General features: G+C 75.5%; 7 protein-coding genes. 4 read left to right on the top strand and 3 right to left on the bottom strand.

All coding sequences use genetic code 11. The features are described from left to right. Positions 1–66: 66 nt before the first annotated feature. Positions 67–798 (top strand): NADPH-dependent F420 reductase, encoded by a 732-nt coding sequence (npdG, locus tag ACQP17_RS10650; RefSeq protein WP_433856041.1) that lies wholly within the window; start codon positions 67–69, stop codon positions 796–798. Positions 799–896: 98 nt separating this feature from the next. After that, positions 897–1,124, top strand: coding sequence for a hypothetical protein (locus tag ACQP17_RS10645; RefSeq protein WP_433856040.1), 228 nt, complete (start codon positions 897–899; stop codon positions 1,122–1,124). A gap of 40 nt (positions 1,125–1,164) precedes the next feature. Here the strand turns inward: ACQP17_RS10645 and ACQP17_RS10640 are convergent, their stop codons facing one another. Next, a complete protein-coding gene (locus ACQP17_RS10640) occupies positions 1,165–1,953 on the bottom strand; it encodes a site-2 protease family protein (RefSeq protein WP_433856039.1) in 789 nt (262 codons plus the stop codon). 168 nt (positions 1,954–2,121) lie between these two features. Between ACQP17_RS10640 and ACQP17_RS10635 the strand changes: the two genes are divergently transcribed. Continuing rightward, on the top strand, positions 2,122–5,484 hold the full coding sequence (locus ACQP17_RS10635; protein ID WP_433856038.1) for an AfsR/SARP family transcriptional regulator: 3,363 nt from the start codon (positions 2,122–2,124) through the stop codon (positions 5,482–5,484). Between the two features lie 61 nt (positions 5,485–5,545). On the opposite strand, the gene ACQP17_RS10630 is transcribed toward ACQP17_RS10635, so the two are convergent. After that, positions 5,546–6,376 carry an ABC transporter permease gene (locus ACQP17_RS10630; protein ID WP_433856037.1) on the bottom strand — a complete coding sequence of 277 codons (831 nt, stop codon included), beginning with the start codon at positions 6,374–6,376 and terminating at the stop codon, positions 5,546–5,548. Next, positions 6,373–7,401 (bottom strand): ATP-binding cassette domain-containing protein, encoded by a 1,029-nt coding sequence (locus ACQP17_RS10625; RefSeq protein WP_433856036.1) that lies wholly within the window; start codon positions 7,399–7,401, stop codon positions 6,373–6,375. Before ACQP17_RS10625 ends, ACQP17_RS10630 begins: the two co-directional genes overlap by 4 nt. 281 nt (positions 7,402–7,682) lie before the next feature. Between ACQP17_RS10625 and ACQP17_RS10620 the strand changes: the two genes are divergently transcribed. Next, a complete protein-coding gene (locus tag ACQP17_RS10620) occupies positions 7,683–14,645 on the top strand; it encodes an SDR family NAD(P)-dependent oxidoreductase (RefSeq protein WP_433856035.1) in 6,963 nt (2,320 codons plus the stop codon).

The raw sequence follows: 14,645 nt of genomic DNA, 5'->3' as shown, positions 1-14,645 counted from the left end.
GGCCGGCGGGACGGCGTGCGGAGTGCGTTGCCCGGCCCGGCACCGGCGCGTGACACCATCACTGTCATGACTACTCCTGACGATGCCCGGTCCGAGAACGTCGCGACCCGGGTGAAGGCCGCCCTCAAGCGTGACCCCTGGGACCTCCCGGACGTCTCCGATCTGGTGGTCGGCGTCCTCGGCGGCACCGGCGACCAGGGCCGCGGCCTGGCCTACCGCCTCGCCCGGGCCGGCCAGAAGGTGATCATCGGCTCCCGCGCCGCCGAGCGCGCCCGGACCGCCGCCGGCGAACTCGGCCTGGGCATCGAGGGCGCCGAGAACGCCGAGTGCGCCCGCCGCAGCGATGTCGTGATCGTCGCCGTGCCCTGGGAGGGCCACGGCCTGACCCTGGAGGCGCTGCGCGAGGAGCTGGCCGGCAAGCTGGTCATCGACTGCGTCAACCCGCTCGGCTTCGACAAGAAGGGCGCCTTCGCGCTCAAGCCCGAGGAGGGCAGCGCCGCCGAGCAGGCCGCCGCCCTGCTGCCCGGCTCCCGGGTCACCGCCGCCTTCCACCACCTGTCCGCGGTGCTGCTGCAGGACCCCGAGGTCGAGCGGATCGACACCGATGTGATGGTGCTCGGCGAGTCCCGCGCGGACACCGATCTGGTGCAGGCGCTGGCCGCCCGCATCCCCGGCATGCGCGGGGTCTTCGCCGGCCGGCTGCGCAACGCCCACCAGGTCGAGTCGCTGGTCGCCAATCTGATCTCGGTCAACCGCCGCTACAAGGCGCACGCGGGGCTGCGGCTCACCGACGTCTGAGCCGGCCGCCGGGACGCCCGGCCGCCGGGCCCGGTCCGGCGCCGGCGGGGCATGGGGGACACTGGGGAGGACCGCACCACTCCCGACAGGAGCACCCCATGCCCTTCCTGCCCGCGTCCGGCCCGGCCCGGCGCCTCGCCCTGATGGCCCTCGCCGTGTGCGTCCTGTCCGTCGCCGCGGCCGTCGTCGCCTTCGTGGAAGGCAGCCTCGTCGGCATCGTCTGGGTCCTGATGGCGGGCATCTCCAGCAACATGGCGTGGTTCTACGTCCGCCGCGCGCAGCAGCAGTCGCGGCAGGACGCGCAGCAGGCCGGGGTGGCCGGCTGACCCGGCACCGGCCCCGGCCGGGCGGGACCCGCCGGGGGAGTCAGCCGAGCTGCGGCGGACCCTGCCAGAAGCGGAAGAACTCCTGGCCCAGGTAGCTGTACACCTCCGAGACGCCCAGCGCGCCCAGGACCGTGTGGACCAGGTCGAAGAACGCCTGGTTCAGCTCCGGCACCCACAGCAGGCCGAAGATCAGCAGCAGCCCGAACGGCGCGATCGGCTCCACCTGCCGCCGCAGCGAACGCGACAGCCACGGTTCGAGCACGCCGTAGCCGTCCAGCCCGGGCACCGGCAGCAAGTTCAAGATCGCCGCGGTCACCTGGAGCAGCGCGAGGAACGCCAGCGCGCCGCGGAACGGGACCGGCACCCCGTCCAGGCCGTGCAGCCAGAACGGCGCCGTGCACACCGCGGCGAACACCACGTTCGTCAGCGGACCGGCCGCCGAGATCAGACTGTGCCGCCAGCGGCCGCGGATCCGGCCGCGCTCGATGAACACCGCGCCGCCCGGCAGCCCGATCCCGCCCATCAGCAGGAAGATCACCGGCAGCACGATGCTCAGCAGCACATGCGTGTACTTCAGCGGGTTCAGCGTCAGATAGCCCTTGTCCGTCACGGACAGGTCGCCGCTGTGCAGCGCGGTCCGGGCGTGCGCGTACTCGTGCAGGCACAGCGACACCACCCAGCCGGCCACCACGAACAAGAACACCGCGAGACCGGTGTTCGCCCCGAGTTTCCCGCTCCACACGGCCCAGCCGGACACCGCCAGCACGGCGACGAGCGCGAGGAAGACCGGACTGACGCGACGATCCGCGCGCCGGAAGGCTGTGGTCATGGTGCGGGCTCCCGAGGTTGGTGAGGGACAGCCCCGACCGTATCCGCGAGGCGGCGGCCGGCGCACAACCGGCCTGACGGGGCGCGTGCCCGGGCCTTTTCCGGGCCCCCTGCCCCGGAATGCGACGCTCGACGCCTGCCGGCCCGCGCCGTGCACCACAATGGGCCGGTGCGTTACGCAATCCTCGGCACCGCCCAGGCCGGCCGGGCCGACGGCACCCCCGTCGCCCTCGGCGGCGCACGCCTGCGTGCGCTGCTCACCGCCCTCGCGCTGCGCCCCGGCCGGGCCCTGCCGCCCGAGGTGCTGATCACCGACATCTGGGGCGCCGACCCGCCCGCCGACGCCTCCGGCGCGCTCCAGGCGCTCGTCGGCCGGCTGCGCCGCGCCCTGGGGCACGACGCGGTCGCCTCGGCCGACGGCGGCTACCTGCTGCGCGCCGAGCCCGACGCGGTCGATCTGCACCGCTTCGAGCGGCTGGCGGCGGAGGGCGGCCGGGCGCTCGACGCGTCGGACCCGGCCCGCGCCGCCGCGCTGCTCGACGACGCGCTGGCGCTCTGGCGCGGACCGGCGCTGGCCGACCTGCCGGACGCGGGCGCCCGGGCGGTGGGCGCCGAGCGCCGCCGGCTGGACGCCCGGCGCACCCGGCTCGCCGCCGAACTCGCCCTGGGCCGGGCCGAACCGGCGCTGGCTCCGCTGCACGCGCTGTGCCAGCAGCACCCGCTCGACGAGCCGCTCCAGGTGCTGCGGCTGCGCGCGCTGCGCGCCGCGGGCCGCCCGGCGGAGGCGCTGGCGGCCTACGAGGAGATACGCACCGGCCTCGCCGACCGCCTCGGCGCCGACCCGGGCCCCGAACTGCGCGCCCTGCACGCGGAACTGCTGCGCCCGCCGCCCGCCGGGCCCCCGCCGCCCCCCGCCGCCGCGCTCCCGGCTCCCGCCGCCCCGGCCGCCGCCCCCGCACCCGCCGTCGCGTCCGGTGCCGCCCGCCCCGGCAACCTCCGGGCCCGCCTCACCTCCTTCGTCGGCCGGGAGGCCGACCTGGCGGGGCTCCGCTCCGACCTGGCCGCACACCGGCTGGTGACGTTGCTGGGGCCGGGTGGCGCCGGCAAGACGCGACTGTCCCAGGAAGGCGCCGAGAGCGCCGCGGCCGCGGCGCCGGACGCCTGGCCGCACGGCGTCTGGCTGGCCGAACTGGCACCCGTGGACGATCCGCAGACCGTGCCCGAGGCGGTGCTGACCGCCCTCGGCGCCCGGGAGACCGTCGTCCGCGGCTCCACGGCCGAGGGCCTGCGCGCCGCCGCCGATCCCACCGCGCTGGACCCCCTCGCCCGGCTCGCCGAGCACTGCGCCGGCCGCCGGATGCTGCTGGTGCTCGACAACTGCGAGCACGTGGTCGCCGCCGCCGCCGAACTCGCCGAGCGGCTGCTGGCCCGGTGCCCCGGCGTGACGGTGCTGGCCACCAGCCGGGAGCCGCTGGCCGTACCGGGCGAGGTGCTGCGGCCGGTCGAGCCGCTGCCCGACCCGGTCGCGCTGCGCCTGCTCGCCGACCGCGGGACCGCCGCCCGCACCGGCTTCCGGGTGGACGCCGACGAGGAGACCGCGGCGGCCTGCGCCGAGATCTGCCGGCGGCTGGACGGGCTGCCGCTCGCCGTCGAACTCGCCGCGGCCCGGCTGCGGTTGCTCTCCCCGCGTCAGCTCGCCGACCGGCTCGACGACCGCTTCCGCCTGCTGACCAGCGGCAGCCGGACCGTGCTGCCCCGCCAGCAGACGCTGCGCGCGGTCGTCGACTGGTCCTGGGACCTGACCGACGCCCCCGAACGGGCCGTGCTGCGGCGGCTGTCCGTCTTCTCCGGCGGCTGCGACCTGGCCGCCGCCGAGGACGTGTGCGCCGGCGGCGGCGTCGACCGGCGCGAGGTGCCAGCCCTGCTCGGCTCGCTGATCGACAAGTCGCTGGTGGTGGCGGCGCCGGCGCCGGACGGCGAGATGCGCTACCGGCTGCTGGAGACGGTGGGGGAGTACGCCGGCGAGCGGCTGGACGAGGCGGGCGAGCGGGACGGCGCCGAGCGCCGCCACCTGGTCACCTACCGCGAACTGGCCCGCACCACCGACCCGTTGCTGCGCGGCCCCGGCCAGCGCGCGGCCATGGACCGGCTGGAGCTGGAGCACGACAACCTGCGCACCGCGCTGCGCCGCGCTCTCGCCGCCCGCGACGAGCACGAGTCGCTGTGTCTGGTGTTGTCCCTCCAGTGGTTCTGGTCGCTGCGCGACCACCGCAGCGACGGCCTCCACTGGTCGTCCGCGGCCGCCGGGCTCGGCCCCAACCCCTTCGCCGCACCCGTCGAACCGGCCCCCGACCTCCCCGAGAGCCCCATCGACACCCCGCCGCCGATGGCCCCCGAGCAGCTCATCGAGGCCCGCCGCGAGGTCCGGCTGGTCGCGCTCGCCAGCCGGGACAGCGACCTCCAGGCGCTGCGCGACCCCGAGACGCAGGAGGACCTGGCCGGGATGCTCGCCGCCTACCGCAGCGGCATGCCGCAGACCTGCAAGATCCCCGGCGTGATGTGGTACTACGCCGTGATGATGTCCGGCCGCTTCGCGGAGCTGACCGAGCTGGCCGGCCTCGGCGTACAGGCCTGCCGCACCCTCGGCTACACCTGGGAGCTGGCCTATGTGCTGCAACTGCGCTCCCGGGTCCTCAACGACCGCCTCGACGGGCTGACCCAGGCGGCCCGCGACGCCGACGAGGCGCTGCGGATCTTCCAGGAGCTGGGCGACGCCTGGGGTGCGGCCGAGGCACTGGCGGGGCGCGGCGAGACCCACGAACAGCGCGGCGCGTACGCGTCGGCGGCGCGCGACTACCGGGCGGCGATGGTGCACGCCGAGTACCTGGGGGCGCACAGCCAGATCCAGCTGCTGCGCTGCCGGCTGGGCTCGGCGCTGATCGAGGACGGCCAGGCGGAGGCCGGTGAGCGCATGCTGCGCGAGGTGCTGGCGGACGCCGCCCGGGGCGAGAGCGCCCGGGACACCATGCCGTTCGCCCGGCTGACCCTCGCCCGGCACCTCGCACTGACCGGGCGTCCGAAGGAGGCGCGGGCGGAACTGCACACGGTGGAGGAGGTGTTCAGCGGACGGGCCCCGGACCTGTTCGCCGGGATGCTGGAGACCTCGCTGATCGCGCTGGACCTCCAGGAGGGGCACCGCGAGGGGCTGCTGCCGCGGTTCCGGGTGGCGCTGGAGCTGCTCCAGGGGCCCGTCACACAGATGGTCGCGCCGGACCTGCCGATCGCCCAACTCCTCACCGGAGCACGGGTGCTGGCCGCGGTGCGGGGCGCGCCGGCCGGGCGGGAAGCGGCGCGCCTGGTGGGCGCGTACGACGCGCTGCGGGCTCCCGATCACGTTCCGCCGCGGATCATCCGCGACGGCCGCATCCGTGCCGAGACGGCGGCACGGGAGCTGCTGGACGACGCCGCCTACGCCCGTGCGTACGCCGAAGGCGGCGGCCTCTCCCTCGGGGAGGCCGCCGCCCTCATCTGACGCGGGCCGGGACAGCACGGCGCGGACCGTCCCGCGGGGGAGGCCCCGCGGGGAACGCGCGTCAGGTCTTGCTGCGGAACTTCGCCACCGCGAGCGGCATGGTGACCGCGGTGAGGCCGACCACCCAGCACAGGGTGATCACGGTCGGGTGCAGCACCGCGCCGTCGCCCTTGATCAGGGCCCGGGACGCGTCCGCCAGGGTCGAGAGCGGATTGACCTTGGTGAAGGCCTCCAGCCAGCCGGGCATCGAGGTCGGCCGGGTGAAGACGGACGAGCCGAACTGCAGCGGCATCAGGATCAGCATCGCCGTGCCCTGCACGGCCTGCGTCGTCTTCATCACCAGCCCGAGCAGGATGAAGATCCACATCAGACCGGCGCAGAAGAGTGCGGACAGCCCGACCGCGGCCAGGAGGGACAGCACACCGCCGGTGACCTTGAGCCCCAGCAGGAAGCCCATCGCCAGCAGGATCGTGGTGGCGATCAGCATCCGGCCGAGCTCCACCACGATCTTCGCGATCAGCACCGAGGACCGGGCGATGGGCATCGTGCGGAAGCGGTCCATCACGCCCTTGCGGAAGTCCTCGTTGACGCCCGAGCCGACCGCCGTGGCGATGTTCATGGCCATCATGCCCATCATGCCGGGCACCAGATACTGCACGTACTGGTCCTGGTGGCCCTTACCGGCGATCGCGCCGCCGAAGACGTAGACGAAGAGCAGGATGAAGATGACCGGCATCAGCAGGACGTCGAACATCGACTCCGGGTCCTGCTTGATCTGCAGGGCGTTGCGCCGCACCAGGGCCCCGATGTGCCGCAGGTTGGCGCGGATGCCGATCCGGCCCTCGTCGGCGCCCGGCTTCACCGGCGGTGCCGTCATCGTCGCGGCACTCATGCCGATACCTCCGCGTACTGCTGGTCCATGTCGTCCTCGGATGTGCCGGCCACGGAGGCCTTGTGGCCGGTGACGGCCAGGAACACCTCGTCCAGGCTGGGCAGATGGGTGTCGATGCCGGCGAGCGCGAAGCCCTGCCGGCCGAGCACCGACACCACCGCGGTCAGCTGCTCGTCGCTGATGATCGGCACGTTGACCACACCCCCGTCGTGGTCCGCCGTGGCGCCGGCGATGCCGTCCAGACCGGCCGCGGTCACCGCGGCCGCCATCCGCTCCAGCTCGCCGCGGTCCGACGGACGGATCTGGAGCGTGCGCCCGCCGACCTTGGTCTTCAGCTCGTCGACCCCGCCCTCGGCGATCACCCGGCCGCGGTCGATCACCGTCAGCTCGTGCGCCAGCTTCTCGGCCTCTTCCATGTACTGGGTGGTCAGCAGCACGGTCGCGCCCTCGCGCACCATCCGCTGGACCTCCTCCCACACCTCGTTGCGGGTGCGGGGGTCCAGGCCGGTGGTGGGCTCGTCCAGATAGAGGACCGAGGGGCGGCCGATCATCGAGGCGGCCAGGTCGAGCCGGCGGCGCATACCGCCGGAGTACTTGGCCGCCGGCCGCTTGGCCGCCTCGGTCAGCGAGAACCGCTCCAGCATCTCGTCCGCGCGCCGGCCGGCGTCCTTGCGGGAGAGGTCGAGCAGCCGCCCGATCATGTAGAGGTTCTCCCGGCCGGAGAGCTTTTCGTCGACCGAGGCGTACTGCCCGGTCAGGCCGATCGTGCGGCGCAGCGCGCGGGGCTGGCGCACCACGTCGTAGCCGGCCACCACGGCCCGGCCGGCGTCCGGCACCAGGAGGGTGGACAGGCAGCGTACGAGCGTCGTCTTGCCGGCGCCGTTGGGGCCGAGCACCCCGAGCACGGTGCCTTCCTTCACGTCCAGGTCCACTCCGTCGACGGCCTTGACCGCGCCGAAGTGCTTGACCAGACCGCGCACCTCCACGGCGTTGCCGCCCTTGGTGGATATCGTCTGTCGCGTCATGCCCCCCAAGATGCCAGCCGCCACCGACAACGCACCGACAGGCCGCCGACAGTAAGGCCGCGGGGCCGGCCGCGTGGGGCTCTCGTGGTCGCCGGACGCCCCCTCTCGTGGTTACCGCAAGGCCGGCCACGGGGCACCACGGACTTCGCCGGGGCGCGTTGACGGGGTCTCGCTCCCCGTCTGAGGCTGAGGCCACCGAGTCGCATGCGTGTGCGTTTCCGTCGTCGGCCGCACCGTGCGCATTCGTCCCCCCACGAGCGAACGATGTCTTCGGAGTACCTGTGACCACTGCACCCGTGCCGGAAGCCGTGCTGGGCATCAGTCCGTTCGGTGAACCAGATCCGCGTCTCGTCGCGGCGGTCTGCCGGGCCGGCGGGCTGGGCGTGCTCGACCTCGGGGCGGGGGACGGCCGGGCCAGGGAGGCGCTGGCGTCCCTCCGGGAATGGGTGCCGGGGCCGTTCGGGGTGCGGATCGCCGCCGGATGCGCCCTGAGGGCCGCGGACCTGGTGGCGGCCGGGGGAGTGCACACCGTGCTGCTCACCGCCGACGCACCGGTGCGGCCGGCCGAGCTGCCGGCCGGGACCCGGGTGCTCGTCGAGGTCACCACCCTGGAGGAGGCGGACGGCGCCGCCCGCGCCGGCGCCCACGGCCTGGTCGCCCGCGGACACGAGAGCGGCGGGCGGGTCGGCGACCTGAGCACCTTCGTGCTGCTCCAACAGCTCCTGGCACAGCCCGGGTCGGCGCTGCCCGTGTGGGCCTGCGGCGGCATCGGACCGCACACCGCCGCCGCCGCCGTGATCGGCGGCGCGGTGGGCGTCGTGCTGGACACCCAGCTGGCACTGCTCGACGAGTCCGCCGTGCCGGAGGAAGCGGCCGCGGCGGTGCGGACCATGGACGGCTCGGAGACGGTGGTGGCGGCCGGCCACCGGGTGCTGCGCCGCCGGGGCCCCGACGCGCCGCCGCTGCCCACGGAACCGGCCGGGGCGGCCCGCCTGCTCGGCGCCCAGGACCTGCGGGTCCAGCTGCTCCCCGTCGGGCAGGACGGCTTCCTGGCGTCCCGCTTCGCGCAGTGGTGGGGCGATGCCGGCGGGGCGGTCCGCGCGCTCACCGCCGCCGTCCTCGCCGCGGTGCGCGACGACGCCCCCGCGCACGCGCTGCGCCACGACTCCCCGATGAGCCGGGCGCTGGGCACCTCCCTGCCCCTCGCCCAGGGACCGATGACCCGGGTCAGCGACCAGGCGCCGTTCGCCGCCGCGGTCGCCGAGGGCGGCGCCCTGCCGTTCGTGGCCCTGGCGCTGGCCGGCGCGGAGCAGACGCGGACCCTGCTGGAGGAGACCCGCTCCGCGCTGGACGGCCGGCCCTGGGGCGTGGGCGTCCTCGGCTTCGCTCCCGAGCGGACCAGGACGGCCCAGCTCGACATCATCCGCGAGCTCCGGCCGTCCTGCGCCCTCATCGCCGGCGGCCGCCCCGCACAGGCGGCGTCGCTGGAGGAAGCCGGCATCGAGACGTTCCTGCACGTGCCCTCGCCCGGGCTGCTCACCCAGTTCCTGGCCGCCGGCGCCCGCAAGTTCGTCTTCGAGGGCTCCGAGTGCGGCGGCCACGTCGGACCGCGGAGCAGCTTCGCGCTGTGGGAGGCGCAGATCGCCGTCCTCACCGATTTCCTCGACGCGGCCGGCGGTGCCGAACCCGGTGCGCTGCGGGTGCTGTTCGCCGGGGGCGTCCACGACGCGCGGTCCGCGGCGATGGTCGCCGCGCTCGCCGCCGGGCTGACCGCCCGGGGCGTCGCCGTCGGTGTCCTCATGGGCACCGCGTACCTGTTCACCGAGGAGGCGGTGGACCGCGGCGCGGTCCAGCCCCTCTTCCAGCGCCAGGTCCTGGCGGCGCGGCGGACCGAACTGCTGGAGACCGCGCCCGGACACGCCACACGCTGTGTGTCCAGCCCCTTCACGGACAACTACCGGGCCCTCAAGGAGGAGTTGGCGTCCCGGGGCGTGGCCGACCGCCAGGCGTGGGAGCAGCTGGAGCGGCTCAACGTGGGCCGGCTGCGGATCGCCAGCAAGGGCGTGGAGCGGACCGGCGCGCACCTGGCCGAGGTGCCGGAGGCCCGACAGCTCGCCGAGGGCATGTTCATGGCCGGCGACGTGGCCGCGCTGCGCTCCCGCGTCACCACCGTCCCCGCGCTGCACGCCTCGGTCAGCACCGGCGCCGCCGACTTCTTCACCGAGCGCGCCGCCCTGGTGCGCGACCGGCTCGGGGCCGGCCGGCCCGCGGAGGGAGCCACGCCCCCGGCTCCGCTGGACATCGCCGTGGTCGGGATGTCGTGCATGTTCCCCGGCGCCGCGGACCTGGCGAGCTACTGGGCCCACGTGGTCGCCGGGGCCGACGCCGTCACCGAGGTACCCGCCGAACGGTGGGACCCCGAGGTCTATTACGCGCCCGAGGCGGACGAGGCCCACACGGAGTCGAAGTGGGGCGGTTTCCTGCCGGACATCCCGTTCGACCCGCTGCGCTACGGGATCCCGCCGTCCTCGCTGGGCAGCATCGAACCGGTCCAGCTGCTGGCCCTGGAAGCCGCGCGGCGGGCACTGGAGGACGCCGGGTACGCCGGCGGCGCCCCGGCCGGGGGCACGGGGCGGGACTTCGACCGCTCCCGGGCCTCCGTCGTCTTCGGCGCCGAGGCGGGCAGCGACCTGTCCAACGCGGCCACCCTGCGCACCCTGCTGCCGGCCTACCTGGGAGAACTGCCCCCGGAGCTGGCCGACCAGCTGCCCCGGCTCACCGAGGACTCCTTCCCCGGGATGCTGGCCAACGTCATCTCCGGCCGGATCGCCAACCGGCTCGACCTGCGCGGCGCCAACTACACCGTGGACGCCGCCTGCGCCTCCTCGCTGGCCGCGGTGGACGTGGCGTGCAAGGAACTGTCCGGCGGCACCAGCGACCTGGTGCTGTGCGGCGGCGCCGACCTGCACAACGGCATCAACGACTATCTGCTCTTCTCCTCGGTGCACGCCCTGTCGCCGACCGGCCGCTCCCGCACCTTCGACAGCGCCGCGGACGGCATCGCGCTCGGCGAGGGCGTCGCCTGCCTCGCGCTCAAGCGGCTGAGCGACGCGGAGCGGGACGGCGACCGGATCTACGCCGTGATCAAGGGCGTCGGCACCGCCAGCGACGGCAAGGGCCTGGGACTGACGGCGCCCCGTGCGAAGGGCCAGCGCGCCGCGCTGGAACGCGCCTACCGCCACGCCGGGATCTCACCCGCGCGGGTCGGCCTGGTGGAGGCCCACGGCACCGGGACCGTGGTCGGCGACCGGACCGAACTGGCCGCCCTGACCGAGCTGTTCACCGAGGCCGGGGCCGCCCCCGGCAGCTGTGCCCTCGGGTCGGTGAAATCGCAGATCGGGCACACCAAGTGCGCCGCGGGCCTGGCCGGTCTGATCAAGACCGCCATGGCACTGCACACCGGGGTCAAGCCGCCCACGGCGCACCTGGAGGCGCCCAACCCGGCCTGGCAGGAGGGCGGCAGCCCGTTCGCGTTCCACACCTCGGCACGGCCGTGGGCGGACCCGCCGGCCGAACGGGTCGCCGGGGTCAGCGCCTTCGGCTTCGGCGGCACCAATTTCCACGTCGTGCTGCGCGCCCACGCCGGGGGCCCGCCGCCGGCGCACGGGCTCGACGCGTGGCCGGCGGAGCTGTTCGTCTTCCGCGGCACCGACCGCGCGGACGCCCACCGCGCCATCGAGCGCCTGCTGGCGCTGGCCGCGACGAACGACGAGCACGGCCGGCCGTGGCGGCTGCGCGACCTCGCGCTGGCCGCGTCCCGCCGCAGCGACACCGGCGCCCACCCGGCGCGGTCCGCGGTCGTGGCCGGCGACCTGGACGAACTGGCCCGGCTGCTGCGGCGGGCGCTCGCGGACGAGCACGATCCGTCGGCGGGAGTCTTCACCGCCGGCGCGGACGGCCCCGCCGGTGCGCCCGGGACCGCGGGGGACGTGGCGTTCCTCTTCCCCGGCCAGGGCAGCCAACGGCCGGACATGCTCGCGGAGCTGTTCGTCACCTTCCCCGACGCCCAGCGCTACCTCCACCTCGGCCGGGAGTGGGCCGACGCCCTCTACCCGCCGACCGCCTTCGACCCGGCCGTGGCGGACGGGCAGCGGGAGCGGATCACCGACACCAGGGTCGCCCAGCCCGCGCTGGGCATCGTCGAACTGGCGACGCACCGCCTGCTGCTGCGGTCCGGGGTGCGGCCGGACATGATGGCCGGGCACAGCTACGGCGAGCTGGTCGCGCTGTGCGCCGCGGGCGCCTTCGACCCCGCGACCCTGCTGGAGCTGAGCGCGGCACGGGCGGAGGCGATCCTGTCCGCCGCCGGCAAGGACCCGGGGACAATGGCCGCCGTCTCGGCCGGCGCCACAGAGGTGTCCGCGCAGCTGCGCGCCGCCGGCCTCGCGGACCGGGTCGTCATCGCCAACCACAACGCCCCCGAGCAGACCGTCATCTCCGGGCCCACCGAGGCGGTCGGCACGGCGGTGGAGCGGCTGCGCGCGCACGGCTGCGGCGCCCGGCCGATCCCCGTGGCCTGCGCCTTCCACAGCCCCCTGGTCGCCGGCGCCGGTGAGCGGTTCGCCGGGGCGCTCGCCGCACACCCGGTGCGCGTCCCGGAGGTGCCGGTCTGGTCCAACCGCACGGCCGCCGTCCACACGGGACGGCCCGAGGACGTGCGCGCCGAACTCGCCGCCCAGATCGGCGCGCCGGTGCGCTTCGTCGAGCAGATCGAGGACATGTACCGGGCGGGCGCCCGCACCTTCGTGTCCGTCGGCCCCGGGACGGTGCTCAGCACGCTGGTCGACGCGATCCTCCACGACCGTCCGCACACCACCGTGGCCTGCGAGGCAGCCGGCACCGGGGCACTGCGCGGCTTCCTCGGCGCGCTCGCCCGGCTCGCCGTCGCCGGAGTGCGGGTGCGCACCGGCTGGATGTTCCAGGGCCGCGACGCCACCGAACCGAGCCAGGGGACCGCACCCGCCCGACCTGGCTGGACCGTCAACGGGCAACTGGTCCGCACCGCCGACGGCAGCCCGCTGCCCGGCTCGCTCCGGCCGGCCCGACGTATCCAGGAGATATCCGTGACGAAGTCAGACCACGGCGACGCAGTCGCCCAGCGGGACCGGATGGTCTCCGAATTCCTGCGCACCAGCCGGGAGATCGTCGCCGCCCAGCGCGACGTGCTGCTCACCTACTTCGGCGCCGCACCGGGCACGCCGGCACCCGCCCCGCCGCCTCCGGCCGCGCCCCTGCTCCCGGCGCCGCAGCCGGCTGAAGCGGCCCTGCCCGCGCCCGCCGCACCCGCCTCCGCCGGGCCCGCCCCGGTGCCCCCGCCGACACCGGGCGGCGCCCCGACGGCCGGCGCGCCGGCGGCGATCGGCGAGGCCGACGTGCTGCGCACCGTGCTGGACATCGTCAGCGAACGCACCGGCTACCCGGTGGACATGATCGAACCCGAACTCGACCTGGAAGCCGACCTGAGCATCGACTCGATCAAGCGGATCGAGATCGCCGGTGAACTCGCCTCGCGCCTCGGTGCCGGCGCCCAGGACGGCCCGCAACTCGACGACGCGGAGCTGGACGTGCTGTCCCGGGCCCGCACCGCCGCCGGCCTCGCGGACCTGCTGACCGCGAGGCTCCACGGCGGTGAGCGGACCCGGGACGACGACGGTCCCGCACGGCCGGGCCCCGCGCAGGCCCCCGCCGGGCATCCGGACCCCGAACCGGTGGCCGCCGAGGCGCCCACCCGGATGGTGCTGCGGCGCACCGCCCTCGCCGAACCGGCCGACAGCGCGAGCACGCTGAGCGGAAAGCGGATCGCGCTGATCGGCGGCCACGGCCCGGTGTCCGAGAGCCTGTCCGCCCGACTCGTCACCCACGGCGCACAGCCGGCCGTGTTCGGCCCGGGGCATCTGCTCACCGAGCAGGACGGCCGGTGGGACGGCGTGTTCCACCTGGAGGCGCTGACCGGCGGCGAGGACGCGGTCCTGCCGGAGGGCTTCCCGGTCTTCCAGGCCGCCCTGCGCCACGGCCCGCGGTGGCTGATCGCGGCCGCCGGTGCGAGCGGTTCGTCCGACGGGCGGGCGGACGGGCTGCGCGGCATGTTCCGGACCATCGCCCGGGAGTACCCGGACACCGTCGCCAGGGTCGTCGAGACCGACCCGGACGCCTCGGCGGAACGCACCGCGACCGCGCTGGCCGGCGAACTGCTCGCGCCCGGGCACGCCCCGGTCGTGTCCCTGTCGTCCGGCGGGCGCCACGGCCTCGAACCGGTCGAGGCCGGCCTCGGTGCGCTGGCCGCCAGGGGCGCCGGTCCGGCCGGTGACGGCGTGGCCGAGGCCGAGGCGCTCGGACTGGACCGCGACGCGGTGGTGTTGCTGGTGGGCGGGGCGCGGGGCATCACCGCGCGGTTCGCCGCGACGCTGGCGGCGGCGAGCCGCTGCCGGATCGAGCTGATCGGCCGGACCGCCGCGCCCACCGGCCCGGAGGACGAGGAGACCCACGGCGCGCCGGACCGCGCGGCCCTGACCGCCGCCCTCGCGGCGCGCGGCGACCGCTCCCCGGCACAGATCGAGCAGACCGTCACCCGCCTCCTGGCGCAGCGGGAGGTCCGCGCCACGATCGAGGAGCTGCGCGGGCTCGGCAGCCCGGTGCGCTACCACTCCGTGGACATGCGCGACGCCGAAGCGGTGCACCGGACGGTCAAGGAGATCCACGCGGAGCACGACCGGCTGGACGGCATCGTCTACGCCGCCGGGGTGATCGAGGACCGGATGCTGGCCGAGAAGGACATCACCTCCTTCCGGCGGGTGTTCCACACCAAGGTCGACGGCGCCCGCACCCTGCTGGCGGCGGTCGAGGACCTGCCCGACGGGCCCGGATTCACCGTGCTCTTCGGCAGCGTCTCGGCCGCCCTGGGCAACCGCGGCCAGGTGGACTACGCGGCGGCGAACGACGCGCTGGAGAGCCTGGCCGGCCGGTGGGCCGCCCGCGCCGGCCGCCGGGCACTGACCGTCCACTGGGGGCCGTGGGCGCCCACCGGGCAGCACCACGGCATGGTCACCCCTCAGCTCGCGCGGGAGTACGCCCGCCGGGGCATCGGGCTGATCGACCCCGAGGAGGGCACCCGCTGTCTGCTGCGGGAACTCGCCTGGGGCCAGGAGTCGGCCGAGGCCGTGCTCTACACCGCGTCGGGCTGGTGA

The organism is Streptomyces kronopolitis (assembly GCF_050953795.1).
Taxonomy (GTDB): domain Bacteria; phylum Actinomycetota; class Actinomycetes; order Streptomycetales; family Streptomycetaceae; genus Streptomyces; species Streptomyces kronopolitis_A.
Note: the sequence above shows the minus strand (reverse complement) of the source record. Positions and strands in the feature narration are given on the sequence as shown.

Excerpts from the sequence above, each read along its gene's own strand:
- npdG (WP_433856041.1), top strand. The coding sequence starts at position 67 with ATGACTACTCCTGACGATGCCCGGTCCGAGAACGTCGCGACCCGGGTG.
- ACQP17_RS10630 (WP_433856037.1), bottom strand. The coding sequence starts at position 6,376 with ATGAGTGCCGCGACGATGACGGCACCGCCGGTGAAGCCGGGCGCCGAC.
- ACQP17_RS10645 (WP_433856040.1), top strand. The coding sequence starts at position 897 with ATGCCCTTCCTGCCCGCGTCCGGCCCGGCCCGGCGCCTCGCCCTGATG.
- ACQP17_RS10625 (WP_433856036.1), bottom strand. The coding sequence starts at position 7,401 with ATGACGCGACAGACGATATCCACCAAGGGCGGCAACGCCGTGGAGGTG.
- ACQP17_RS10640 (WP_433856039.1), bottom strand. The coding sequence starts at position 1,953 with ATGACCACAGCCTTCCGGCGCGCGGATCGTCGCGTCAGTCCGGTCTTC.